Annotated in this window: 24 protein-coding genes; 8 read left to right on the top strand and 16 right to left on the bottom strand. The window is 61.2% G+C overall.

Annotated elements, in window-relative coordinates:
- Nucleotides 1-168: 168 nt before the first annotated feature.
- Both ACSQ3F_RS20165 and ACSQ3F_RS20160 read left to right on the top strand, forming a co-directional pair.
- The gene (locus tag ACSQ3F_RS20165; RefSeq protein ID WP_436101842.1) at nt 169-1,665 is read left to right on the top strand and encodes a leucyl aminopeptidase; all 1,497 of its coding nucleotides are present in this window, start codon (nt 169-171) and stop codon (nt 1,663-1,665) included.
- 7 nt (nt 1,666-1,672) lie between these two features.
- Nucleotides 1,673-2,122 carry a DNA polymerase III subunit chi gene (locus tag ACSQ3F_RS20160; RefSeq protein WP_436101841.1) on the top strand — a complete coding sequence of 150 codons (450 nt, stop codon included), beginning with the start codon at nt 1,673-1,675 and terminating at the stop codon, nt 2,120-2,122.
- Between the two features lie 22 nt (nt 2,123-2,144).
- Here ACSQ3F_RS20160 and ACSQ3F_RS20155 read toward each other — a convergent pair whose 3' ends face one another.
- The 3 genes from ACSQ3F_RS20155 to ACSQ3F_RS20145 all read right to left on the bottom strand — a co-directional run bounded on the left by ACSQ3F_RS20155 (nt 2,145) and on the right by ACSQ3F_RS20145 (nt 3,765).
- Entirely contained in the window at nt 2,145-2,444 is a 300-nt protein-coding gene (locus tag ACSQ3F_RS20155; protein WP_436101840.1) for a type II toxin-antitoxin system RelE/ParE family toxin, read from the bottom strand.
- Nucleotides 2,441-2,731 carry a ribbon-helix-helix domain-containing protein gene (locus ACSQ3F_RS20150; protein ID WP_436101839.1) on the bottom strand — a complete coding sequence of 97 codons (291 nt, stop codon included), beginning with the start codon at nt 2,729-2,731 and terminating at the stop codon, nt 2,441-2,443. Before ACSQ3F_RS20150 ends, ACSQ3F_RS20155 begins: the two co-directional genes overlap by 4 nt.
- Nucleotides 2,732-2,838: 107 nt before the next feature.
- Nucleotides 2,839-3,765, bottom strand: a complete 927-nt coding sequence (locus ACSQ3F_RS20145) for a Gfo/Idh/MocA family protein (protein WP_436101838.1) — start codon at nt 3,763-3,765, stop codon at nt 2,839-2,841.
- A gap of 159 nt (nt 3,766-3,924) precedes the next feature.
- Between ACSQ3F_RS20145 and ACSQ3F_RS20140 the strand changes: the two genes are divergently transcribed.
- Complete coding sequence (locus ACSQ3F_RS20140; RefSeq protein WP_436101837.1) at nt 3,925-4,767, top strand: GNAT family N-acetyltransferase; 843 nt, start codon at nt 3,925-3,927, stop codon at nt 4,765-4,767.
- 15 nt (nt 4,768-4,782) lie between these two features.
- On the opposite strand, the gene ACSQ3F_RS20135 is transcribed toward ACSQ3F_RS20140, so the two are convergent.
- The 3 genes from ACSQ3F_RS20135 to ACSQ3F_RS20125 all read right to left on the bottom strand — a co-directional run bounded on the left by ACSQ3F_RS20135 (nt 4,783) and on the right by ACSQ3F_RS20125 (nt 6,049).
- Nucleotides 4,783-5,001 (bottom strand): hypothetical protein, encoded by a 219-nt coding sequence (locus ACSQ3F_RS20135; RefSeq protein WP_436101836.1) that lies wholly within the window; start codon nt 4,999-5,001, stop codon nt 4,783-4,785.
- A 270-nt stretch (nt 5,002-5,271) separates the two neighbouring features.
- Nucleotides 5,272-5,550, bottom strand: a complete 279-nt coding sequence (locus ACSQ3F_RS20130) for a hypothetical protein (RefSeq protein ID WP_436101835.1) — start codon at nt 5,548-5,550, stop codon at nt 5,272-5,274.
- 223 nt (nt 5,551-5,773) lie between these two features.
- On the bottom strand, nt 5,774-6,049 hold the full coding sequence (locus tag ACSQ3F_RS20125) for a hypothetical protein (protein WP_436101834.1): 276 nt from the start codon (nt 6,047-6,049) through the stop codon (nt 5,774-5,776).
- 520 nt (nt 6,050-6,569) lie between these two features.
- Here ACSQ3F_RS20125 and ACSQ3F_RS20120 point away from each other — a divergent pair.
- Nucleotides 6,570-6,803 (top strand): hypothetical protein, encoded by a 234-nt coding sequence (locus tag ACSQ3F_RS20120; RefSeq protein WP_436101833.1) that lies wholly within the window; start codon nt 6,570-6,572, stop codon nt 6,801-6,803.
- A 193-nt stretch (nt 6,804-6,996) separates the two neighbouring features.
- Here the strand turns inward: ACSQ3F_RS20120 and ACSQ3F_RS20115 are convergent, their stop codons facing one another.
- From ACSQ3F_RS20115 to ACSQ3F_RS20105, 3 genes are all read right to left on the bottom strand, one after another.
- Nucleotides 6,997-8,886, bottom strand: coding sequence for an ATP-binding cassette domain-containing protein (locus ACSQ3F_RS20115; protein ID WP_436101832.1), 1,890 nt, complete (start codon nt 8,884-8,886; stop codon nt 6,997-6,999).
- A gap of 58 nt (nt 8,887-8,944) precedes the next feature.
- A complete protein-coding gene (locus ACSQ3F_RS20110) occupies nt 8,945-10,024 on the bottom strand; it encodes a GGDEF domain-containing protein (RefSeq protein WP_436101831.1) in 1,080 nt (359 codons plus the stop codon).
- Nucleotides 10,025-10,289: 265 nt separating this feature from the next.
- On the bottom strand, nt 10,290-10,805 hold the full coding sequence (locus ACSQ3F_RS20105) for a DinB family protein (protein WP_436101830.1): 516 nt from the start codon (nt 10,803-10,805) through the stop codon (nt 10,290-10,292).
- Between the two features lie 189 nt (nt 10,806-10,994).
- Between ACSQ3F_RS20105 and ACSQ3F_RS20100 the strand changes: the two genes are divergently transcribed.
- Together ACSQ3F_RS20100 and ndk are read left to right on the top strand one after the other, a co-directional pair.
- A complete protein-coding gene (locus tag ACSQ3F_RS20100) occupies nt 10,995-11,138 on the top strand; it encodes a hypothetical protein (RefSeq protein WP_436101829.1) in 144 nt (47 codons plus the stop codon).
- A gap of 100 nt (nt 11,139-11,238) precedes the next feature.
- The gene (gene ndk / locus ACSQ3F_RS20095) at nt 11,239-11,661 is read left to right on the top strand and encodes a nucleoside-diphosphate kinase (protein WP_436101828.1); all 423 of its coding nucleotides are present in this window, start codon (nt 11,239-11,241) and stop codon (nt 11,659-11,661) included.
- Nucleotides 11,662-11,765: 104 nt separating this feature from the next.
- On the opposite strand, the gene ACSQ3F_RS20090 is transcribed toward ndk, so the two are convergent.
- Together ACSQ3F_RS20090 and ACSQ3F_RS20085 are read right to left on the bottom strand one after the other, a co-directional pair.
- Entirely contained in the window at nt 11,766-12,329 is a 564-nt protein-coding gene (locus ACSQ3F_RS20090; protein WP_436102198.1) for a hypothetical protein, read from the bottom strand.
- A gap of 131 nt (nt 12,330-12,460) precedes the next feature.
- Entirely contained in the window at nt 12,461-13,021 is a 561-nt protein-coding gene (locus ACSQ3F_RS20085; RefSeq protein WP_436101827.1) for a CGNR zinc finger domain-containing protein, read from the bottom strand.
- A gap of 76 nt (nt 13,022-13,097) precedes the next feature.
- On the opposite strand from ACSQ3F_RS20085, the gene ACSQ3F_RS20080 reads away from it, so the two are divergent.
- A complete protein-coding gene (locus ACSQ3F_RS20080; RefSeq protein ID WP_436101826.1) occupies nt 13,098-13,994 on the top strand; it encodes a branched-chain amino acid ABC transporter permease in 897 nt (298 codons plus the stop codon).
- Nucleotide 13,995: 1 nt separating this feature from the next.
- Here ACSQ3F_RS20080 and ACSQ3F_RS20075 read toward each other — a convergent pair whose 3' ends face one another.
- From ACSQ3F_RS20075 to pgsA, 3 genes are read right to left on the bottom strand one after another with little or no spacing between them, the layout of a single operon-like run.
- Nucleotides 13,996-14,466 (bottom strand): molybdenum cofactor biosynthesis protein MoaE, encoded by a 471-nt coding sequence (locus ACSQ3F_RS20075; protein ID WP_436101825.1) that lies wholly within the window; start codon nt 14,464-14,466, stop codon nt 13,996-13,998.
- 4 nt (nt 14,467-14,470) lie between these two features.
- Nucleotides 14,471-14,731 carry a molybdopterin converting factor subunit 1 gene (gene moaD / locus ACSQ3F_RS20070; protein ID WP_436101824.1) on the bottom strand — a complete coding sequence of 87 codons (261 nt, stop codon included), beginning with the start codon at nt 14,729-14,731 and terminating at the stop codon, nt 14,471-14,473.
- Nucleotides 14,731-15,318: a CDP-diacylglycerol--glycerol-3-phosphate 3-phosphatidyltransferase gene (gene pgsA / locus ACSQ3F_RS20065; RefSeq protein ID WP_436101823.1), complete on the bottom strand. Its 588-nt coding sequence runs from the start codon at nt 15,316-15,318 to the stop codon at nt 14,731-14,733. Before pgsA ends, moaD begins: the two co-directional genes overlap by 1 nt.
- Before the next feature lie 232 nt (nt 15,319-15,550).
- Here pgsA and ACSQ3F_RS20060 point away from each other — a divergent pair, with 232 nt between their 5' ends.
- Nucleotides 15,551-16,642 (top strand): helix-turn-helix transcriptional regulator, encoded by a 1,092-nt coding sequence (locus ACSQ3F_RS20060; RefSeq protein ID WP_436101822.1) that lies wholly within the window; start codon nt 15,551-15,553, stop codon nt 16,640-16,642.
- A 10-nt stretch (nt 16,643-16,652) separates the two neighbouring features.
- Here ACSQ3F_RS20060 and uvrC read toward each other — a convergent pair whose 3' ends face one another.
- On the bottom strand, nt 16,653-18,674 hold the full coding sequence (gene uvrC / locus ACSQ3F_RS20055) for an excinuclease ABC subunit UvrC (protein ID WP_436101821.1): 2,022 nt from the start codon (nt 18,672-18,674) through the stop codon (nt 16,653-16,655).
- Nucleotides 18,671-19,435, bottom strand: coding sequence for an SDR family oxidoreductase (locus ACSQ3F_RS20050; protein WP_436101820.1), 765 nt, complete (start codon nt 19,433-19,435; stop codon nt 18,671-18,673). Before ACSQ3F_RS20050 ends, uvrC begins: the two co-directional genes overlap by 4 nt.
- Nucleotides 19,436-19,664 lie beyond the last annotated feature (229 nt).

Raw genomic sequence — 19,664 nt, 5'->3', positions numbered from 1 at the left:
AATGAAAGTTAACAGCATGTAAACATACGTCCGCGTCTTGCCAAGGCCATCAAAAGCAAGAAGGGTGCACAGACCTGTTTCCGGGCTTGCGGTCGATGGCGAATGTTTGCCACTGTAACTGCCATGTAACATAACGGCGCCTGCCCGCGGCCCCTCTGGAGTGTCTTCATGGCGATGAAATTTGAAATCGGTCTCAGCAAATCAGCACGTTTGTCCGGCGGTCTGGCTATCCTGCTCAAGACTGTTGACGGAAAAGAGGCAGCTGGCGCTGCGGCAGCCGATCCCGAGGAAGTTATCGCCAAGGCTGCGCGGATCGCGAAGTTCAAGGCCAAGTCGTTGAGTACGCTCGATATCGTTGCACCGCAGGGATCGCCGGTCGATCGCATCGTGGTTCTCGGGCTTGGCGATGGCGCCGGCCTTTCCGCGCATGACTGGCTGAAGGCGGGCGGTGCCGCGGCCGCGAAAATCCGCGGCGCAGAGAAAGTGACGATTTTCCTCGATGCGCCGGGCGTCGAGGTCTCCGGCAAGGCGGCTGCCGATTTTGCGCTCGGCATGGAGATGAACGCCTACAGCTTCGATACCTACAAGACGTCGAAGAAAGACGACGACGAGCAGAAAGGACCGCCGAAGCCCGTGAAAGTGACCATTGTCACCGGCGCGGTCATTGCGGCCAAGAAGGCGGCGGCGAATTCCCAGGCGATCGCCGAAGGCGTTTTCATCGCGCGCAACCTCGTCAACGAACCGGCGAACATACTTGGGCCGGTCGAGTTCGCGGCCAAGGCGAAGGAACTCGAAAAGCTTGGCGTCGAGGTCGAGATTCTGACCGAGCGCGAAATGAAGAGGCTCGGCATGGGCGCGCTGCTTGGCGTGGCGCAAGGCTCGGTGCGTCCGCCGCGGCTCGCGGTCATGCAGTGGAAAGGTGGAAAACCGAAAGACAGACCGGTCGCCTTCGTCGGCAAGGGGGTCGTCTTCGATTCGGGCGGCATTTCGATCAAGCCCGGCGCCGGTATGGAGGACATGAAGGGCGACATGGGCGGGGCGGCTGCCGTCACCGGCCTGATGCATGTTCTGGCAACGCGCAAGGCCAAGGCGAATGTCGTCGGTATCATCGGCCTTGTGGAAAATATGCCCGACGGCAATGCCCAGCGTCCGGGCGACATCGTCACCTCCATGTCCGGCCAGACGATCGAGATCATCAATACCGATGCCGAGGGCCGGCTGGTGCTCTGCGATGCGCTCTGGTACTGCAACGACCGCTTCAAGCCGCAGTTCATGATCAATCTGGCGACGCTGACCGGCGCCGTCATGGTGGCGCTCGGCAGCCATCATGCCGGCCTGTTCACCAATGACGACAAGCTTGCGGGACAACTGACGGCGGCGGGGCTGACGACGCAGGAACGGCTCTGGCGCCTGCCGCTCGGCAAGGAATACGACAAGATGATCGACAGCAAGTTCGCCGACATGAAGAACACCGGCGGCCGTTATGCCGGCTCGATCACCGCCGCGCAGTTCCTGAAGCGTTTCGTCAAGGATACGCCGTGGGCGCATCTCGATATCGCCGGCACCGCCATGGGCTCGCCGACCGACGAGGTCAACCCGTCGTGGGGCTCGGGCTTCGGCGTGCGCCTGCTCGATGAGTTCGTCCGCACGAATTACGAGGGCTGACCGCGCTGTGACGGACATCCTCTTCTATCACCTGACTGAATCCAAGCTCGAAGACGCTCTGCCGCCGCTGCTCGACAAAAGCGTCGAGCGCGGCTGGCGCGTCGTCGTGCAGACGGCGGGCGAGGAGCGGCGCGACATGCTCGACACGCACCTCTGGACCTACCGCGACGACAGTTTTCTCCCTCATGGCACGGATGCGGCGGATTTCGCCGAGGATCAGCCGATCCTGCTGACGGCGGGAGACGGCAACCCCAGCGGCGCGACCGTCCGCTTCCTCGTCGACGGCGCCGAACCGCCGCCGGTCGGCAGCTACGAGCGCGTGGTTTTCATGTTCGACGGTTATGACCAGGCGCAGCTGGAAAGCGCGCGGGCGCAGTGGAAGGCGCTGAAAGGGGAAGGGCATTCGCTGACCTACTGGCAGCAGAACCAGGACGGGCGCTGGGTGAAGAAGGCGTGATCATAAGGCTCCGAGCCTCCAATCAGTCCTCCTGGGGGAATACAACGTTCCTGCCGCCGTGGAATATGCGCATGACTGTAATCACGTCGCCTTTGACCCGGAACGCTATCGTCGCTTTGCGGCGGAAACCCACCGTGCGCAGCCCGGAGCTTCTTTCGGAACGCGTCCCCCGCTCAGGAAAGGTGCTGAAAGATACACAGTAATCCATGATGTCATTGACATAAGCTGCAGCGCCTCTTTCTCCCGCCCGTGGCAGAAGATAGTCGTATAACTCCGTGAGGTCACCCTCCGCCGCAATGTCGAAAACGACGGAATAGGTCATGTGCGGGACGGTTTTTGTCCCTTGCGCGCATCCATATGAACATTTAACCGCCTGCGCATCTCCTCAACGGAGAGAGCGCGGCTGGGGTCGATATCATGGGCCTCTATGGTAGGCACCACCTCTTCGAGCAACCACTTTTCAATCGCCGCATCGCGGGCAGCCAGAGTGCGCAGGCCATCGCGGATGACTTCGCTTTCGCTCGCGTACTCTCCGGACGCCACCTTCGCCTTGACCATTTCCGCCATCTCCAGGGGCAAAGTTATGCTGAGTGCTTGCGTTGTTCTCATCGCTCGATCCTGTTCATCCCTTTTACCACGCAGTACGATTTAATCATATCGAGTTTTAACGCAAAAAAGGCCGCGCACAGGAGAGTGCGCGGCCTGTGAAGGTAGACTTAATCGATAAACGCTTCGACGAACTTCCGCTTTCCGAGCATGAAGGCATCCGCGACGTGGCGCAGCGGGGCGAGATCGACGTCCGACTTCTTCGCCCTGATGATTTCGGCGAAGCGGGCGTAGAGCGCCGGATATTCCTGCTCCGGCTCGTCATGCTTCAGGACGCCGTCGATCGAGAGCTTGGCGCCGCCTTCGGCGAGCGTCATCGTCCCGGCATCGGTCTCGGCAATGATGTCCCAGCTCTGGTGGCCGGTCTGGCGCCAGTCGAATTCGGCGGAGACGGGCAAGTTGTTGGCGTCGCTGAAGACGATCGAAGCGGCGATCGGCGCGTCGCGGTTCTCCGGGAATTCGAGCGTCGCCGAGGTGATGAACAGCGGGTTCGGCAGGATATGCGTGACGATCGACAGCGCGTTGATGCCTGGATCGAAGACGCCCAAACCGCCGGCGGCCCAGATCCAGTCCTGGTTCGGATGCCAGTGGCGCACGTCTTCCTTCCAGATCACCTTGACGTTGTTGATCTTCGTCGAGGCGAGGAAGGATTTCGCCGCTTCGACGCCCGGCGCATAGCGCGAATGCCAGCTGGCAAACAGCGACAGGCCCTTGGAGGCGGCGAGCGCTTCGAGATCGGCCACTTCGCTCAGCGTCGCGCCCGGCGGCTTTTCGAGGAACACGTGTTTTCCGGCTTCGAGGGCGACGCGCGCGGCATGATAGCGGAACTGCGGCGGCATGCAGAGCGAGACCGCATCGATTGCCGGAACCGCGTCGAGCATCGCCTCGATCGACTTGAAATTGTCGATGCCATCGACCACGCCATGCCGGCTGGCGGCGGCGATCAGCCTGTAGTCTGCATTCTTGGCGATGGCGGGCAGATGCTGGTCGCGGACGATCTTGCCGACGCCGACGATCGAGATATGGATGGGGCTCATGGTGTTTCGCTCGATTTGTATGACTTTATGACCGGCTTTGTAGCAGAAAGCGAAAACCGGGCAAGCGTTGCCGTGGCGTAGATATTCGTTGCTGCCGGTGGTGGACAATAGCAAAGCCGCCCTATTTGGATAAGCTGCAATTCTAAAACAGGAGCCGCCATGCCCCCGATCATCCGAAAAGCCAGCCGCGCCGATCTCGATATCCTGATCGACTGGGCTGCAAGGGAGGGCTGGAATCCCGGCCTCGACGATGCGCCTGCCTTCTGGGCGGCGGATCCGGACGGGTACTGGATCGTCGAGGAAGACGGTGTCGTCGCGGCGGCGCTTTCATTGGTCCGCTATGATGCGGCCTATGCCTTTCTCGGTTTTTACATGGCGCACCCGGATTATCGCGGCCAGGGCATCGGCTTCACCCTCTGGCAGAGGGCGGTATCGGAAGCGGGAAACCGAACGATCGGCCTCGATGGCGTGGTGGCGCAGCAGGACAACTACCGCAAATCCGGTTTCGTCTTTGCGCATGCCAATTTCCGCTACGGCGGCGAGGTTCAATGCGTCGAGCCGCCGGGCACGGAACTGGTTTCCGTCTCCCCGGTGCATGTTCCGATTCTGGCCGACTACGATGCCCGGTTCAATCCGGCCCGGCGCGATGCGTTCCTGCGCGAATGGCTGAAGGCGCTCACAACGCGCGAGAGCTTTGTGTTGATCCGAAACGCAGAGGTCTTGGGTTACGGCACCATCCGCGCCTGCCGCGAGGGCCACAAGATCGGACCGTTGTTTGCCGATACGGAAACGGGCGCGGACCTCGTCTTCCGCAAACTGGTGACGAGCGTCGGCGGCGGCCAGATCTATCTCGATATCCCCGAGCCGAACGCCGCAGCACGAGCGCTGTGCGATCGCTACAATCTGAAGCCGGTGTTCGAGACGGCGCGGATGTATCGCGGTCCGGCGCCGGACCTGCCGCTCGGACAGATCTACGGCATCACCACCTTCGAACTTGGATAGGGGCCAAAACGGGCATCAGGCCCAGGGGAATAGATTGTGCTGTCCGCCGATGATCAGGACGCTAGCAAAGACGCTGATCACCAAAAGCACGACGAGAACCCAGAACAGCCTGCCGGGCGCTGGAGTGTCGTCGACGAAGACCGGCTCCTTGTTGCGCAACGCGTTCAACGCGTGCCGGGGATTTCCCCATTTGACGCGCCGGAACCGGAAGACATTTTGGGTTTCGTGTTTCATGAAACGCGAATGTAAGACTCGATTTTAAACGGTGTTTTAAACGGTAGGTTAAAATTTTAGTAGTTGCTTGTGAATGAGCGAGTTCTTCGCAACAAGCCACCTTATCGACCGGTTTTATAGTAGACCGTTTGAAACGGCGCTGAAGGTGTTTTCCAGATGGACCGCACAATTGGGGAAGGCTGCAACACGCCTCCCCGCGGCCCACTGTGCGTCAAGCCACGAATACTTGCGGCAATTGCAGGCGCCGTTCCGCTCAGCCCATCCCGTCGTTCAGAAATTCGCTACGATATTGTTCTGAGCACAGATGATCCGGGCCTTCAATGAAGACAGCAAGGGATCATCACTGAGAAGCCGCAGACGTGAAGCGCCGCGGCTTTCGCGCACCATCAATGACGAGTTGCGATTGGCGAATACTTCCTTCGGGATGCGGTACAGGTCACCCGAGGCCTCTTCCACATAGCAGCCGGGCCGGGTAATGTCCGCCCAATCGATTTCTGGAAGGGTTTTGCGGCGCTGGGCTTCGATCGACTTATTGACAGCACTTGCCATGGCTTCCTCCCAATTTTGGCTTCAGGCCTTGTGGACAAATTCCTTGTGGTCGCGATGTTGGGCGTTCCAGCGGATGAGGAAGAGGCATTCGCACCCGATATCGGGATATAGTAGGAAGACCGACTAACGCATCGCCCCTTCAGCCGGGAACGCAGCATCCACAACGCCTGAGATTTCTACGCCCCGGGCGCCGGCATCGCCTGCCGGCGCCCAATTCAAGCTTTCAGAAGTTCGGTTCGATATTGTGTTGAGCGCACAGGAGCCGGGCCTTCAACGAAGACATGAAGGGATCCGTGCTCAATTGACGCAGACGGGACGCCCCGCGGCTTTCCCTCACCACCATCGGCGAGCCACCCGCGACGAGCGCCTCCGTCGGGATGCGGTACAGGTCGCCCGATGCCTCGTCGACGTAGCAGCCCGCTTCCTTGACATCCTCCCAATCGATCTCGGGAAGGGTTTTGCGATGTTGGGCTTCAATGGATTGATTTGCTTGTGCCATGTCACATCTCCAATCCTGATGTGCAGGTCACACCCGTTGACAGAGAAACACACCGGTCACCGCGGCAGTTGCCGCCGCCCGGCTTTCTCACTTTCAAAGTGCAGACCGACCGTTTTGCTGATGATCGTATTCGAGCGATCAGCAGTTTAACGCTGAGGCCCCGGGCATACCTACGTTTTTATTATACTCCCCATTGGTGCCAAAGTATGGCCCCGCAGCGGAATGCGGCCCCAATTTCGAATGGAACAGCCGCGTTTCTCAGCAATTGCCTACGGCCACCTCCGCCGTCGCACAAAATTTAGGCAAAGTGAATTATATAGAGCATGCTGACACCAAAAATCATCGAAAATTCAATGTTCGCTCTGTCTGGACCTAGCTGGCATGGCGGTTGCTTGATGCTGTGTGGCTTCGAGGTCACCCGCGGGCGGCCGAGCCATTGTAACGTTCTTGTCGGCTGGTGATAAATCGAGCAGGAAGGTAAGGCAAAATGGCGGAATACATAGTCGGCCGGGAAACTATAGTGCGTGTTACACCTGAAACCTGGTTGGGCCAATATTGGTATTCGATCAGGACGTTGCGTGGCGAAGACACAGGCCTGACGCGGGCGCGGGCTGGTGACTTCCTGCGTGACCAGGCGCTGGGCAACCCGAGCCATGCAATCCGCCGCAGATGCTGGCTTGCCATGGAAGAACACAGCATTAGCGGTATGGACGCGGGCGACGAAGTCGCCTTAGACGACAACCGGCGCGAATAGCCGCCGGGCTCCTGCGCTGCCGGGACGCCTCTTGCGATCAGCGAGACCCTCGTTGGCGATTTGCCGAGGCGTAGCCGTCAAGCCAGCTCCTGAGCATGCGAAACGCCGTTCGCTGCAAAGCGGCGGAGGAATATTTTCGACGGTGGCGATACAAGCGGAAGCGCAGTTTTACTTTGGGCCTGCGGCCAAAGGATCACCCCGCCATCGCCTCTTCATACTCGGTGGACAGGTCCATCCATTGTTCTTCCGCGCTGGCGAGCTTGGCCATGATCTCGGCGCGCTCCTTGACCTTGGCGGCGGCCTTGGCGGGGAATTTTTCGTAGATTTCCTGGTCTTCAAGCTCCTTGTCGAGGGCGTGAATCTGTTTCTGCAATTTGCCGGTCAAGGATTCGATATCGTTGATCTTTTTCTTGATTGGCGCGAAGGCTGCCCGCTTGTCGGCATTGGCCTTGCGTTGCTCTGCCTTGGAGCGGTTGTCATCGGAGCCGTTGCCCTTGTCCTTGTTCCCCTTGCCGCGCGAACTCTGGACGATGGTGTTGCGGTAGTCCTCGAGGTCGCCATCGTAGTTGGCAACGGTGCCGTCCTTGACCAGCCACAGGCGATCGACGGTCGCCTCGATCAGGTGACGGTCGTGCGAGATCAGGATGACCGCGCCTTCATACTCGTTCAGCGCCTCGATCAGCGCATTGCGGCTGTCGATATCCAGATGGTTGGTCGGCTCGTCGAGGATGAGCAGGTTCGGCGCCTCGAAGGCGGCAAGACCCATCAGAAGGCGGGCCTTCTCGCCGCCGGAAAGATCCTTGGCGGCGGTTTCCATCTTCTCGGTCGCAAGCCCCATCTGGGCAACACGGGCGCGCACCTTGGCCTCGGGCGCGTCCAGCATCAGTGGGCGAACGTGCTGGACGGCCGTCTCGGCCGGTCTGAGGTCGTCGAGCTGATGCTGGGCGAAGAAGCCGATCTTCAGATTTGGCGCGAGCCGGATATCGCCGGCGTCGGCGGAAAGGCGGCCGGAGATGAATTTCGCGAAGGTCGACTTGCCGTTGCCGTTCGAGCCGAGCAGTGCGATGCGGTCGTCGTTGTCGATGCGCAGGTTGAGACCCTTGAGGATGGGTTTTGCCGGCGTATAGCCGACTGCGCCGCCGGTGATCGCAACGATCGGCGAGGCCGGCTGCTTCTCGGGCTTTGGAAAGCGGATCGGCTGGACGTGATCCTCGATGACGGCCGAGACCGTGCCCATCCGCTCCAGCGCCTTGACGCGGCTCTGCGCCTGGCGTGCCTTCGAGGCCTTGGCCTTGAAGCGGTCGATGAAGGATTGCAGGTGTTTTCGCGCGGCGTCGTTCTTGGCTTTCGCCTTGGTCTGCAGCTCGATCGCTTCGGCGCGCTGGCGCTCGAACTGATCGTAGGTGCCGCGATAGAAGGTGAGTTTTTTCTGATCGAGATGGACGATCGAATTGACCGCCATGTTCAGCATGTCGCGGTCATGGCTGATGATGATGACCGTGTGCGGATAGCGGCGGATATAATCCTCCAACCAAAGCGTGCCTTCGAGATCGAGATAGTTGGTCGGCTCGTCGAGGAGCAGAAGATCGGGCTCGGAGAACAGGACTGCAGCAAGTGCAACGCGCATCCGCCAGCCGCCGGAAAAGCTCGATGCCGGCCGCAATTGCGCGTCCGCGTCGAAACCGAGGCCCGACAGGATGCTGGCGGCCCGCGCCTCCGCCGAATGGGAATCGATATCGGTGAGCCGCATGTGGATTTCGGCGATCCGGTGCGCATCGGTGGCGGTCTCGGCCTCAGTCAGCAGCGCCTCGCGTTCCTTGTCGGCCTTGAGCACGATCTCGATCAGCGGCTCTTCGGTGCCGGGCGCTTCCTGCGCCACCTGGCCGATGCGGGTGTTCTTCGGGATCGAGACGAAGCCGCTCTCGCTTTCCATGTCACCGGTGATGATCTTGAACAGCGTCGATTTGCCGGCGCCGTTCTTGCCGACGAGACCAGCCTTCGTGCCCGCCGGAAGCGCCACGCTAGCATGATCGATGAGGAGACGCCCGGCGATGCGGGCGGAGAGGTCGTTGATCGTAATCATGGCGGCGTTTTGGCCGAAGTCTTGGCCGAAGGCAAGAGTTCGCCGCAGTGCAAGAGGCTCAAGCGGCGTGCGGCGAGTAGGTTTTCTTCGCGTGGCTGCCGATCGCGGCCGAGAAGGCGAGAACGCCGGGCTTGCCGCTGGCGCGCACGGCGCCAAGCGCAAGCTCGGCCTGGGTGAACAGATCGGTGCCGCTAGACGCGGTCAACGCCATGGCGATGCCGGTGGAGAGCGACAGTGTCTCCGTCGTGAAGGTCCGGTTCGGCAGCGTGATCTGCACGCCCTCGACCGATGCGCGGATGCGCTGCGCGATGGCCTCGGCATTCTCAGTGCTGACGTCATGGAACACGAAGGCGAATTCGTCCGCACCGATGCGGGCGACGAAGTCGTTCTTCTTGACGGATTTGCGGAACACCGGCGCCAGTTTCTTCAACGCCTTTTCGGCGATTGCCGCGCCGTGGCTCTCGCTGATGCCGCGCAGGCCCTCGACCGTCACCAGCGCCAGAGCCGCCGGACCGGCAGCATTGCCGTCGTCATAAAGAGCGGCGAGCCTGGCCGAGAAAGCGATCCTGTTGGCAAGGCCTGTCACGGGGTCGCGGGTCGAGGCCTTGCGCATGGCCCCGATATCGCTGCCGATGCCGCCAAGTTGGGCGACCGTTTCGCCCATCGAGATGGCGAAAGCCCGCTCCTCCCGCTCGAAGGCGGTGACGGCATCCCGCAATCTGCCAGCGTCGTCGGCGAAATCCGATATTCCGGCGACGGGATCGGTTTCGAGGCGACCGATGAAATGGCGCAGCAGCGCAACAAAAGCTTCCTTCTTGGCGATGCTGTTTTTCAGCCCGTGATTGAGGGCCGAAATTGCCCGGGCGGTGTCGGCGCGGATCGTGTCCGTGGCGATCGCGGCAAAGCCGGGGAGGTGATATTTGACGCCGATCTCTTCTATCCGGCTCTGGGACGGGTGAGAGCCAAGCGCGGCGACAGCGCGCGTCAGCGCTTGATTCTGACCGGACAGGGCCTCGAAAAACAGTTCGTAATTGCGCGGAACCGGAGCAACGCCAAGCTTCGCCATGGTCTGCGCGAGCTTGAGCAGCACGGCGGCATTTTGCGCCAGATGGCCGTCCTGCCGGGACTTGTCCGCCATATCCTCAATCCTCACCGTAGTTTGCACCGGTTGCACCGCACGCTCATAACACGTTGAGATTAAGAGACCGTCAAAGTAGAAATGGACGACTGAAGAGGTATCCGGGGCTACCGCGGGGCGCATGGCCATTTCGCCTGCATGGCGAGCTGCACGAGCATGTCGGCGCTCCGGTCGTGCTCGGCTGGATGGGCATCGACAAAGGCGCAGACCATATAGGGCAATTCGGCATTTGCGCAAACAGGGCTGGATAGTTCCGCAATGGTCTTCAGCGGGCGTAGCCTTCCCCCTCCGGCGATCGCAGGAAATAGACCAGATCCAGCACGAGCGGCGGCTGCCCAAGCGCCGTCAAGGTCATGTGGCATTGGCCGCGATGATGGGTCTGATGGTTGAAGAAATGGGCGAGGACGGGAGAAAGGCGCTGGGTGACGGGTGTCGGGTTGGTGATCGCCGCATAGGTGAAACGAGCGGAGAGGTCGGCTTCGCCCAGCCCGGCGATCCAGCGGATGATACGGTCGTCCTCCGCGGCGCGCGCCGCAGAGAGGGCGGCGAAGTCGCTAAACAGGATGCTGTCGAGGGATGACGGCGCGTCGCCCGTGCCGGTGAAGCGCTTCATCCAGATACGGTCGGCCGAGAGGATATGGTTCAGCGTGGCGTGAAGGGAGCCGAAAAAGGCGCCTTTGTTTTCGCGGTATTGCGCGTCCGTCAGCGTTGCCGCCGCCTGATAGAGCAGCCGGTTGGCCCAGCGGTTGTAGTCGGCAAACATGTGATAGTGGTCGAGCATTGCGGCCTCCCTTGTGTTGGCCGCCAGCCTATCCCAAAACCGCATCGCAGTGGGTGATGTGATCCATGAAATTTACTGATTTGATTGTTTTGTTTGTGGCTGGGTTCGAATAACGCTCCCCGCCAGGCTCGAACCGCTGCGCGCCCCAGCGAAAGCGTCAGCCCTTCATCCGCGGCGAGACGCCGCTGTTTGCCGATTGTATCGTCTCTTCGGTTCGCTGCGCGCATCACGGCGCCGACGACGATTCTGACGGACGGCGACCCGGTCAAGGATTGGTTCGAGCGCAGCCTCGATCTTCGTGACGGTCTCGGGCGCTCCGTGACAGCGGCGTGAAACTTCCCCGCGCCCCCTTGTTTTGCGCGGAATTGGCGGCTATGGAACCGCCAAATTCACGGAAAAACCCCAAATTCGCGAAAACAAGGGAATTGAGATAATGGCGATTGAACGCACCTTTTCGATGATCAAGCCGGACGCCACCAAGCGCAACCTGACGGGTGCCATCACCAAGATGTTTGAAGATGCCGGCCTGCGCATCATCGCCTCCAAGCGCGTGTGGATGAGCAAGCGCGAAGCCGAAGGCTTCTACGCCGTTCACAAGGAACGCCCGTTCTTCGGCGAACTGGTCGAAACCATGACCTCCGGCCCGACCGTCGTACAGGTTCTCGAAGGCGAGAACGCCATCCTGAAGAACCGCGAAATCATGGGCGCGACCAACCCGGCCAACGCTGACGAAGGCACGATCCGCAAGGTCCACGCCCTGTCGATCGGCGAAAACTCGGTTCACGGCTCGGATGCTCCCGAAACCGCCGCCGAGGAAATCAAGTACTGGTTCTCCGACACCGAAATCGTCGGCTGATTCAATTTCTGAGGGTTTCGGCCCGAACAAATTGAAAAGACTCATTTTAAAGCCGGGGCGGCAGCGCTCCGGCTTTTTCATTTTGGGGTCGAGGGCCGGCCAGCCTATAACGGGCACTTCGCCGTTTCGAAATGCTCAGGTGCCTTGCCGTCCTTGAAGACCTCCGGGTTCTTGTCATAGCCGGGCCCGACGACCAGCGCCTTGGCGGGCAGGATGTCCTGATCGAGATCGGAGGTCACGGAGGTCTTCAGCGTTTGCAGGATGGCGCCGTCCGGCCCCTTGACCTCGATGGTGACGGCGTAGGGCCGCTGCTTTTTCACGCAGGTCACGTCCGGGCTTTCGAGAACCACCTTGTCGAGCTTGGCAAACAGCTTGCGGTCGAGCGTCAGCGGTGCGCCGCCGGCGGGGTTTTCGAATGTGGCTACAACGGTGCTACCCTCGGGAACCGGCTCGGTCTTGGTCAGCGTGATCATGTAGGTGGCATAGGCGAGGCGATAGTTGAAGATGAACATCTTGCCGGTGAGTTCGAGCGGGTCCGGCCCGGTCTCGCGCTGGCAGCCGGCAAGGCCCGCCACGCCAGCCAGAAGAAGGGCGGCAAACGTCAGGCGTTTAGCGTGCCGCAGTACACGGCAGCTTTGAGAATACCCCCCTCTGTCACCTCGTGACATCTCCCCCTCAAGGGGGGAGATCGGGAGCGAGAGGCCGGCCGCGCGGCAATCTCCCCCCTTGAGGGGGAGATGCCCGGTCGGGCAGAGGGGGGTGAGAAGGCCACTGTCGTGGACTGTGTCGGCCTGCATGTTCATGGGGTCAACTCCTTCTTCTGGCGCTGATAGTGTCGGCTCGCCTTCACCCGGTTGCCGCAGACGGTCATGTCGCACCAGGTGCGGCTGCGGTTGCGGCTGCGGTCGAGGAATAGCCATTGGCAATTGGGGCAGATTTTCAAGCGTTGCGGCTCGCTGAAGGTGGCAAGCATCAGCGCCGAACGGGCGGTGGCTGCGTCGAGCGGCAGTCGCGTTGGTTTGATCGGATGGCGCCGGATGACGGTGGATGCCGCGTCGAGCAGATCGGCCAAATGTGCGGATGAAGGGTGCCCGAGCACTTCGGCGCGAAAATGCCGGTCGGTTGCTTCCCGCAGATTGAGAAAGGCGGCCCGGTTTTGCGGCGCGACCGGCTCCAGCGGCCCGAACAGTTCGTTGTCGGCGGAGAATCGCGTCGCGGCCGCGGCAAATGTGTCGAGGGCCACGACGTCGGCGTAACGGTCAATCCGCCTCTCGGCATCGAAGCGCAGCACGACCGAATTGGCGACATCGAGAGCGAGTGCGCCGCCGGAGAAACGATGCGGGGTCCAGGAAAACGTCACGCGATATCCTAACTGGTAAAACCTATTTTACTAGTTATAATGATTTACAATGATGTTGTCATCAACCGGATTTCCCGTGGCCTATTTTCTTCAGCAGCTTGCCAGTGCCCTACCGATCGCCGCCCTCTACGCGCTGCTTGCCTTCGGCTATTCGATCTCCTTTTCGGTCACCCGAAGGGCCGATCTGACCTATGGGGCGCTGTTCGGCTTTGCCGGCCAGATCTTCCTGCTGTTTTCCGATTTCGCCTGGAACCGTCTCTGGCTGGTCCTGCCGGTTGCTCTTGCGGTCGGCGCGATCTCGGCTCTGGTCTACGCACTGGGCGCAGGTCTCGTCATCGGCCGCTCGGTCATGCGCAGGCTGGCGATGACGTCGGCCAACACTGTGGTCGTTGCCTCTCTCGGTGTGGCGATGGTGCTGATGGAGGTGTCGCGGATCGCGGCGGAGACGCGCAGCCTGTGGCTGCCGCCGTTCCTCAACACGCCGCTCACGCTCTGGTCCGATCCGCAATTCCCGGTGACGCTGACGGTGATCCAGCTTCTGAACACGGCTCTGATGCTGGTCATGGTGGGGGCAGGCCACCAATTTCTGGCACGCTCCGCCTGGGGCCGATCCTGGCGGGCGGTGTCCGACGATGCCGGGGCGGCGGCACTCTGCGGCGTCGACGGCAAGCGTATCTTCGTCGCTGCCTACGGATTGTCGGCGTTGCTGGCCGCCATCGCAGGCATCCTCGCCACGTCCTACTACGGTAACATGGATTTTGGTGCAGGCCTGATTTTCGGCGTCAAGGTGCTGTTCATCGCCGCGATCGGCGGCCAGACGGCACCGCTATTGGCCGCAGCAGGGGCGGCAGCGATGGGCCTGAGCGAAACGCTGTGGAGCGCCTACGGCCCGATGCTCTGGAGGGATTTTGCGATCTTCTCGTTTCTGGTGCTGCTCCTGGTCCTGACGCGAAAGGCGCAGTTCCAGCCGTAAGTCAGTCCTTCGACCAACGATCCAGGGCGCTGTCGTCCTCGTCCTTGGCGCTGACCCAGCCATCGGCGCTGCCGTCAGCCCTGTGCTCCTTCTTCCAGAAGGGCGCGGACGTCTTCAGAAAATCCATGATGAAGTTGGCCCCGTCGAAGGCGGCCTGCCGGTGCGGCGAGGCGGTGACGACGAGGACGATGTTTTCGCCGGGTAAGATCTTTCCGTAGCGATGGATGGCGCTTACGGCCTGCAGCCCGAACCGGCTGACCGCTTCCTCGCAGATGCGGGTGATTTCCGCTTCTGCCATGCCCGGGTAATGCTCAAGCTCGAGCGCACTCAGCGTGCCGGCTTCGTCACGGCAGAGACCTGAGAAGGTCACGATGGCGCCGATATCGTGGCGGCCTTGCGAAAGCGCCCGAACCTCGGCGGCAAGATCGAAATCCTGCCGCTGGACGCGGACGATTACAGGCACGCCGCTCACGGCTTCAGCCTCCGGTCATCGGCGGAAACAGCGCGATCTCCCGTGCGCCGGCGATCGGCTCGTGGTGATCGACATGTTCCTGGTTGATGGCGACGCGGATGACGTTCTCGTGCTCCAGCGCCGTCTCGTATTCCTCGCCCAGCGTCTTCAGATAGCCGAGCAGATCGCCGGCCGTGACGACGCTGTCGGGAAGCTCCAGCGTTTCCTCAGCTTTGCCGATCCGCTCGCGCACCCAGGCGAAATAGACGAGATCAACCTTGGCCATCAATCGACCATGTGCTTGAGGCCGGCACGGAAATAGTCATAGCCGGTATAGAGTGTGATGGCCGCTGCGATCCACAGGAGCAGGATGCCCATTTCGGTGGTGTAGGGCAGGACCTTGTCGCCGGCGGGGCCGGCCAGCAGGAAGGCGATGGCGACCATCTGGATCGTCGTCTTCCACTTTGCGATGCGGGTCACCGGCACGCTGACCTTCAGCGCGGCGAGATATTCGCGCAGACCGGAAACGAGGATCTCGCGGCACAGGATGATGATCGCGGCCCAGATCGACCAGCCGGCGATCGTGCCATCGGCGGCGACGAGAAGGAGGACGGAGGCGACCAGCAGCTTGTCGGCGATCGGGTCGAGCATCTTGCCGATGTTGGAGGTCTGCTGCCAGATGCGGGCGAGGTAGCCGTCGAAGAAATCGGTGATCGAGGCGATCGCAAACAGCGCAAGCGCCGTCCAGCGGGCAAAGTCGGAACTCTGCAGTCTGCCTTCGATGAAGAAGCACAGAACGATCAGCGGAACAGCCAGAATGCGTCCATAGGTCAGGAGATTGGGTAGGCTGTAGGTGGTCGGCGTGGAGGACATGGATTCGGGTTCTCTGCGAGTTCTTGGGCGACAGATGAAAGGCTTTGTGGCAGCCGCGTCAACCGTTGTTTGATAGATCACCCGCAATTGTGGCGGAATTCATCTGAACGCACGGTGAACCGCCCAATCGATCGTCTCCCTAAGATTCACTAGGGTTGTTGCATTGAGAGTTCGGAGACCTCTGGTATGAATGGAGAGTTGTTGAGAAAATGCTCAAGCGCAGAACAAATGCATGTCTGAAACCGAGACGCTAATCGACCGGATCTATGAGGCCTCCGTTATTCCAGAGCTTTGGCCGGACGTCTGCGTCGGCCTGGCTGCTGAGGTGAACGGCTTTTCTGCCTGTATTCTTACGATCGACACGAAACAGGCCTTCAGATGGGTCTGTTCGCCGAATATCGATGAGCAGATGGAGCGCTACTCGCGCAGCGAAATACGGTTCCAGAACCCTCGACCTGAGCGGTCCCTGCTGCTGTCACCGACAGCCTTTGCCCGCGACATTGATGTGATGACGGCAGAGGAAATCGCGGCGGATCCCGTCTATGACGCGTTTCTGCGGCCGCTTGGCCTCGGCTGGAGCATGGGGGCAGTGCTGCAGGAGCCTTCGGGCCACACGCTCATCTTCGACATGATCGGCTGGGCTGACAGCGGGCCTTTTTCAGTGGAAGCCCTCGACCGGGTCAACAGGCTGAAAGGCGACCTTGCCCGCGCCGCGCTCATCTCGTCGCGAATGATTTTCCGGCAGGCACAGAACATTGCGACGACGCTCTCCATGATCGGGCTTCCCGCAGCCGTCATGGGCGAAGACAGCCGCGTTCTGGCGATGAACGAGGATATGGAGGCGCTCGCGCCTCGCGTCCGCACGGGCGCCGGCAACAAGCTTTCGCTCGAAAACCCGGCGGCGAATGCGCTGGTGCTGGCGGCACTGGAGCAATTGCGCGTCGCGCAAGCGGCAAATGTGCAATCCATTCCCTTGGCCGCCGGGGAGAACACGTCGGCGTTGATCCTGCACCTCTTGCCGGTGCGGCGCAATGCGCGCGACATCTTCTCAAAAAGCCTTGCCGTGCTGATTGCGACGCCTGTCGGTCAGGCCGGCCCCCCGGATATGCGGGTGCTCAGCGGGCTGTTCGACCTGACGCCCGGCGAAGCCAGGGTTGCACGCGAACTTGCGTCTGGGACGAGCCTAGAGGCCGTCGCGATCAAACTCGGCCTCAAGCTCGAAACCGTGCGCACCTATCTGAAGCGCATCTTCTTCAAGACCGGAACCCGGCGCCAGGCGGAACTGACCCGCATGCTCTCAGGCCTCGGGCGCCTTGCCGTCTGAGCCAGGGTCGCTATTTCGCACCATCCTCATGAAAGTGGTCATAAACGAGCCGGGCCACCGCTTCGGAAATACCCTCGACAGCCACGAGATCATTGATGCCGGCGCGGGAAACCGCCTTGGCGGTTCCGAAATGCTGGAGAAGCGCGCGCTTGCGCGTCGGCCCGATGCCGGCGATCTCGTCCAGCGGGTTCTTGACCATTTCCTTCTTGCGCCGTGCCCGGTGTGAGCCGATGGCGAAGCGGTGCGCCTCGTCGCGCATGCGCTGGATGAAATAAAGCACCGGGTCTCGTGGCGGCAGGGTGAAGCCGTCGCGGCCGGGCGGAAAGAAGCGCTCGCGCCCGGCATCGCGATCCACACCCTTGGCGACACCGATCGCAGTGAGGCAATCCTCGATGTCGAGTTCCTGCAGGATCGCCCGCACCGCCGTCATCTGCCCCTGGCCGCCGTCGATCAGGATGACATCGGGCCAGGCCGGAAAGCCGGCGTCCTCGACCGGTTCGGCGCTGCGATCCGGCTTTCCCTCTTCCTTCAAAAGCCGCGAGAACCGCCGCGTCATCACTTCCTTCATCATGCCGAAGTCATCGCCGGGCGTGATGTCGGTCGATTTGATGTTGAACTTGCGGTACTGGCCTTTGACGAAACCTTCCGGCCCCGCCACCACCATGCCGCCAACGGCATTGGTGCCCATGATGTGGGAGTTGTCGTAAATCTCGATCCGGCGCGGCGCGCGCTCGAGCTTGAAGGTCTCGGCAAAACCTTCGAGCAGGCGCGACTGCGACGATGTTTCGGCGAGCTTGCGGCCATGCGCCTCGCGGGCATTGGCGACCGCGTGCTCGACCAGATCCTTCTTTTCGCCGCGCTGGGGAACGAGGATCGAGACCTTGTAGCCGGATTTCTCCGTCAGCGCCTCGCCCAGCAGTTCCTGTTCCGCCACCGGTTCGCAGAGCAGGATCTGCCGCGGACAGGGCTTGTCGTCGTAGAACTGGGTGAGGAAGGCGCTCAGCACCTCGGCTGCGGGCAGGGTGGGATCGGCCTTCGGAAAATAGGCGCGGTTGCCCCAGTTCTGGCCGGTGCGGAAGAAGAACACCTGGATGCAGGAAATGCCGCCTTCGTGGTGGATGGCAAAGACATCCGCTTCCTCGACGCCGGAGGGGTTGATGCCCTGATGGCTCTGGACATGCGACAGCGCCGCCAGCCGGTCCCGGTAGAGGGCGGCCCGCTCGAAATCGAGATTTTCCGAGGCCTCGTTCATGGCGGCGGCGATGGTCGCCTTGACCGCCTGGCTTTTGCCGGAGAGGAAATCCTTGGCCTCTGTCACCAGTTCGGCATAGTCGGCGTCGCTGATCTCGCGGGTGCAGGGTGCTGCGCAGCGCTTGATCTGGTGCAGCAGGCAAGGCCGGGTGCGGGTCTCGAAAACGCTGTCGGTGCAGGTGCGCAACAGGAAGGCGCGCTGCAGCGAATTGATCGTGCGGCCAACGGCGCCGGCCGAGGCGAAGGGACCGAAATAGACACCCTTGCGGCTGCGGGCGCCGCGATGCTTGTAGAGCGCCGGGGCCCGACTATCGCCGGTCACCAGAATATAGGGAAAGGACTTGTCGTCGCGCAAAAGCACGTTGAAGCGCGGCCGCAAACGCTTGATAAGGTTGGCTTCGAGCAGCAGCGCCTCGATCTCGGTGCGCGTCGTCACGAATTCCATATGCGCGGTCTCGCGCACCATCTTGGCAAGACGGTTGGAATGGACGCGGCCCTGCGCGTAGTTGCTGACGCGCTTCTTCAGGCTGCGCGCCTTGCCGACATAGAGCACGTCGCCCGCCTCGTTGAACATGCGGTAGACGCCGGGGCTGTTGGGCAGGAGCTTGACGAAGGCCTGGATCAGCTCCGCGCCGCGCAGCCCGTCCGGGATCGCGCTGGTTTCCGCCCAGTCAAGGATCGGCGCGGGTGCCGGGCTGTCCGGTACGTCAAGCAGGTCGTCTTCATCGCTGGCATTTTCGTCGTAAAGAATGCCGCCATCGGTGGGCACGCGCCCGTTCATTCCACAATCTCCAAAATATCCGGCGTCTGCCAGGCCAGATGCTGGCCGCCGTCCAGCGCGATCATCTGCCCGGTCATCGAGGGCGTGTCGAACAGAAAGCGAATCGTCCTGCCGAATTCCCCCAGTTGCGGCCCGGTCTTGAGGATCACGGCATCCACCTGCGTCTGGAAATCCGCCTGGTTCTGCCGCTCATTCGGCAGGGTCGGGCCGGGGCCGATGGCGTTGACGCGAATTCTTGGGGCCAAGGCCTGTGCCATCGTCTTGGTTGCTGTCAGCAGGGCCGATTTCGATAACATATAGGAATAAAATCGCGGATTTGGAGACCAGACCCGCTGATCGACGATGTTGACGATCAGGCCCGAATGTTCCTCCGGCAGTTGCGCCGAAAAATCGCGCGCAAGCAGCGAGGGTGCTTTCACATGCAGGGCAAAGTGCCGGTCCCAGACCGTCTCGTCGAACTCTTCGAGACTGTCTTTCTTGAACAGCGAGGCATTGTTGACGAGCAGCCCGATCGGACCGACCGCATCGACGGCTTTTGCCATCACGGTGGCGACGGAAGCGGTGTCGGTAAGGTCCGCGGCAATTGCCGCCGCATTGCCGCCTTGGGCGCGAAGCTGGGCTGCAAGCTCTTCGGCCTCCGCGGCCGAGGCATTGGCATGAATGGCGACGGCAAAGCCGTGGGCCGCCAGGTCCTCGACGATCGCCTTACCGATGCGCTTGGCGCCACCGGTGACCAGCGCTGTTTTCAAAGGCGTCCTCAAGGGCGGATCCTGCTGTACGATTCGTGTTTGTGCATTTGGCAAGGATATAGGAGCAGGACCCAGATTGTGAAACCGGCGCACTCATTCGTTTCGGAAAAATTAACGCGAAGGCGCTAAATTGAATTGTTTTCAAGAGTTATAGTAAATATTCAATTAATCTCATTATGTGGTTAATAATTACCCTGTGGCTACAAAGCAACATCGAATTTCGGCCATCCTCGTGCCACTA

This window comes from Pararhizobium sp. LjRoot238 (genome assembly GCF_964252955.1).
In the GTDB taxonomy this organism is placed as follows: Bacteria; Pseudomonadota; Alphaproteobacteria; order Rhizobiales; family Rhizobiaceae; genus Pararhizobium.
Note: the sequence above shows the minus strand (reverse complement) of the source record. Positions and strands in the feature narration are given on the sequence as shown.

Coding starts and splice junctions, on each gene's coding strand:
- ACSQ3F_RS20125 (WP_436101834.1), bottom strand. CDS start 6,049: ATGGCACAAGCAAATCAATCCATTGAAGCCCAACATCGCAAAACCCTT.
- ACSQ3F_RS20105 (WP_436101830.1), bottom strand. CDS start 10,805: ATGCTCGACCACTATCACATGTTTGCCGACTACAACCGCTGGGCCAAC.
- moaD (WP_436101824.1), bottom strand. CDS start 14,731: ATGGCCAAGGTTGATCTCGTCTATTTCGCCTGGGTGCGCGAGCGGATC.
- ACSQ3F_RS20135 (WP_436101836.1), bottom strand. CDS start 5,001: ATGAAACACGAAACCCAAAATGTCTTCCGGTTCCGGCGCGTCAAATGG.
- ndk (WP_436101828.1), top strand. CDS start 11,239: ATGGCGATTGAACGCACCTTTTCGATGATCAAGCCGGACGCCACCAAG.
- ACSQ3F_RS20130 (WP_436101835.1), bottom strand. CDS start 5,550: ATGGCAAGTGCTGTCAATAAGTCGATCGAAGCCCAGCGCCGCAAAACC.
- uvrC (WP_436101821.1), bottom strand. CDS start 18,674: ATGAACGGGCGCGTGCCCACCGATGGCGGCATTCTTTACGACGAAAAT.
- ACSQ3F_RS20110 (WP_436101831.1), bottom strand. CDS start 10,024: ATGGCGGACAAGTCCCGGCAGGACGGCCATCTGGCGCAAAATGCCGCC.
- ACSQ3F_RS20090 (WP_436102198.1), bottom strand. CDS start 12,329: ATGTCACGAGGTGACAGAGGGGGGTATTCTCAAAGCTGCCGTGTACTG.
- ACSQ3F_RS20115 (WP_436101832.1), bottom strand. CDS start 8,886: ATGATTACGATCAACGACCTCTCCGCCCGCATCGCCGGGCGTCTCCTC.
- ACSQ3F_RS20140 (WP_436101837.1), top strand. CDS start 3,925: ATGCCCCCGATCATCCGAAAAGCCAGCCGCGCCGATCTCGATATCCTG.
- ACSQ3F_RS20145 (WP_436101838.1), bottom strand. CDS start 3,765: ATGAGCCCCATCCATATCTCGATCGTCGGCGTCGGCAAGATCGTCCGC.
- ACSQ3F_RS20060 (WP_436101822.1), top strand. CDS start 15,551: ATGTCTGAAACCGAGACGCTAATCGACCGGATCTATGAGGCCTCCGTT.
- ACSQ3F_RS20155 (WP_436101840.1), bottom strand. CDS start 2,444: ATGACCTATTCCGTCGTTTTCGACATTGCGGCGGAGGGTGACCTCACG.
- ACSQ3F_RS20150 (WP_436101839.1), bottom strand. CDS start 2,731: ATGAGAACAACGCAAGCACTCAGCATAACTTTGCCCCTGGAGATGGCG.
- pgsA (WP_436101823.1), bottom strand. CDS start 15,318: ATGTCCTCCACGCCGACCACCTACAGCCTACCCAATCTCCTGACCTAT.
- ACSQ3F_RS20165 (WP_436101842.1), top strand. CDS start 169: ATGGCGATGAAATTTGAAATCGGTCTCAGCAAATCAGCACGTTTGTCC.